Source organism: Streptomyces laculatispora, assembly GCF_017353455.1.
GTDB lineage: Bacteria > Actinomycetota > Actinomycetes > Streptomycetales > Streptomycetaceae > Streptomyces > Streptomyces laculatispora.
This window is the reverse complement of record NZ_JAFMPZ010000202.1, coordinates 1-2,816: the sequence shown is the minus strand read 5'-3', so window position 1 is coordinate 2,816 and position 2,816 is coordinate 1. Positions and strand designations below refer to the sequence as shown.

The 2,816-nt window shown below is 71.3% G+C and carries 2 protein-coding genes and 1 tRNA gene; 2 read left to right on the top strand and 1 reads right to left on the bottom strand.

The window, feature by feature from the left end; all coding sequences use genetic code 11:
* Positions 1 to 63 precede the first annotated feature (63 nt).
* A tRNA-Ser gene (locus J1C73_RS11805) sits at positions 64 to 154 on the bottom strand.
* A gap of 224 nt (positions 155 to 378) precedes the next feature.
* On the opposite strand from J1C73_RS11805, the gene J1C73_RS11800 reads away from it, so the two are divergent.
* Entirely contained in the window at positions 379 to 840 is a 462-nt protein-coding gene (locus J1C73_RS11800; protein ID WP_207316326.1) for an SSI family serine proteinase inhibitor, read from the top strand.
* A 212-nt stretch (positions 841 to 1,052) separates the two neighbouring features.
* On the top strand, positions 1,053 to 2,816 hold a 1,764-nt coding region (locus J1C73_RS11795), incomplete at its 3' end, for a PAS domain-containing protein (protein WP_307797669.1).

Genomic DNA, 2,816 nt, shown 5'->3' with positions numbered 1-2,816 from the left:
GCCCCGCCCCGACGCAGGAACGGCCGAAGCCCCGGCCAGTGGCACGGGGCTTCGGTGATCAAGCGGAGGCGGAGGGATTTGAACCCTCGATGGGCTTTAAGACCCAAACCGCATTAGCAGTGCGGCGCCATAGACCGGACTAGGCGACGCCTCCAGCACACCCCGCGCGAGCGCGGGTGGTGCGTGCAGATGATGACACAGCTGAGTGCTGCGTCACCAATCGCTGCCTACGTTACTAGGCCGTTGGCCGCGAGAGCAAAGCGCTGCGCTTGCGCAACGCCGTGGCGTGCGAAGCGTTAGTCATGCGGGGGCGCCGCCCCCGCCGTTCCCCTCCGTCGCCGGCCACCGCCGCCGACGTGCACGAGCACAGGAGCCCGCATGCTGCGTCGCCTCGCCCTCACCGCTGTCGTGTCTCTCGCCGCACTGTCCGCCGCCGCCCCCGCCGCGACGGCTTCGGCCGGTCCGCTGCCGCGGCCGTTGCTGCCGCTGCCCCTCCTTCAGGGCGACGACGGCCGGACGCATCTGACCGTGGTCATCTCGGGATCGGGGGACCCGGCGGCGGACGGCAGCTACGAGCTGGAGTGCGAGCCGGCGGGCGGCAGCCATCCCGTGGCGAAGCAGGCCTGCGAACGGCTGGCGCAGCTGCCCGGCGAGAGCGCGGACCCGTTCACCCCGGTATCCCCGGACGCGATGTGCACGCAGCAGTTCGGTGGGCCGGCCACCGCCCGGGTCACCGGTAGCTGGCGGGGGCGAAGCATCGATGCCGCGTTCGACCGGACCAACGGGTGCGAGATCGGGCGCTGGAACAGCCTGCGCCCGATGCTCCCGAACGTCCGCTGAGCAGCGGCTGCGCAGGGCGCGGGAGGGCGCGCGGGGCGCGTAATGGGCCAGAGCCGTACACCGTATGCACAGAACCTTGGTGAGAGCTCCCCCTCATCCGCCGCCCCTTGCCCCTCCCCTGCCTTTAGACTCCTCCAGTGACAGCCTGAGGCCCGAGGGGCAAGATGGGGCCGCTGTCGGCAAGGTGCAGTAATCAGGGAGGAAGCGTCGTCGTGAGCAGCAGGCCATCCCGAGGCGCTGCTCGCCTCGCAGCCATACTCGACGCCCTTCCGGACGGGCTTCTGCTCGTCAACTGCAACGGTACGGTCGTCAACGCCAACACCATCGCCCTCGAAATGTTCGAGACGCCGGGCACCGCGCTCGTCGGACGCGGACTGCTCGATCTGCTTCCGGAGTTCGACTCCAAGCTGATCCCGGGGTCGATGCGGAGGCCGGAGGCTGCGGACGAGCGGGGCCGTACCAAGCCCACGCGGATGACCGCGCGGCGGACCGACGGCAACGAGTACCCCGTCGAGGTGACGAGCGCCAGCCTGGAGGACGGGCAGGCCGCGTACAACGACGTCCAGGTGAGTTACAGCGGCACTTATACGGGTGACGAGCTGCTGATGCTCGTCGTGCGCGACCTGTCGGGCACCGTCGACACCGAGGCCGAGCTGGCCCGCTCGCAGCGCCAGACCGAGATGATCCTGCGGGCCGCCTCCGAGGGTGTCGTCGGCACGGACACGGACGGCCGGGTCGTCCTGGTCAACCCCGCCGCCGCGCAGATCCTCGGCTTCCGCGCCACCGACCTGGGCGGCCAGGAGCTGCATCCGCTGATCCTGCACTCGCGGGCCGAGGGCGAGCCGTTCCCGTACGAGGAATCGCCGCTGGCCGACACCCTCAAGTCGGGGCGCAAGCACCGGGTGCGCGGGCAGGTCCTGTGGTCCAAGAGCGGCGCGCAGGTGCCGGTCGACCTGACCACGGCGCCCGTGCGGGACGGCGACCAGCTGGTCGGCGCGGTGATGACGTTCACCGACCGCAGGCCGTACGAGGAACTCGGCGAGCAGCACTCGGCCAAGATCACCGAACTGACCGCGAACCACACCGGCGCAGTCACCGAACTGACCGCGAATCACACCGCCGAGATCACCCGGCTGACGGATCTGCACGCCGCGGAACTGGCCGACCGGGCCGAGCGGTACGCCTCCGCGCTGGAGGAGCAGTCCGACCGGATGGAGGAACAGGCCGGGCAGCTGGCGGACCTGTCCGCCCGTCACACCCAGCTGACCGCCGTGCTCGGCGAGTCGCTGCGCGGACCGCTGGAGGAGCTGCGCGGCGAGCTGTCCACGCTCGCCGCCGACCCCGCGGGCCAGCTGTGGCCCGAGGCCAACCAGATCCTGCATCACCTGGCCGCGGGCTACGCACGGATGACGACGCTCGTCGACAACGTACTGAGCTACCAGCGCCTGGACGGCGGCTCCGAAGCGCTCGTCAAGACGAACGTGCTGCTCGACGGCGTGGTGACGGCCGGTATCGACGCCGCGGTCGAGCTGATCGGTCCCGGCCGCGCGCAGTTCGCGGTGCACGCGCCGCCGATCGAGGCCGAGGTCGACGCGGGGCGGCTGGTGACCGCTCTCGCGCACCTCGTCGCGGACGTCGCCGGGGTCGACTCGACCGGCAAGGCACGCCTGGTGCCGGGCGGTGGCTACGTCGACTCGACGGTCGTCGTCGCCGCGGCACAGCGCGGTGAGGTCGTACGGATCGAGGTGCGCGGACCGTTCGCCGGGGGAGACCCGGTGCACGAGCCGATCGTGCGCGGGATCGTGCGGGCGCACGGCGGCGTGCTCCAGACGCACGAGATGCCGGGCATGAGCGGCAGCGCGTACGTGCTCGAAGTACCGCTGGGCGCGGGCTCGGGGACAGCGGTGCCTCCGATGGCCCCGGAGGTTCCGGGGAGCCCGGGAGGTCTGGAGGTTCCGGGAGGTCTGGAGGTTCCG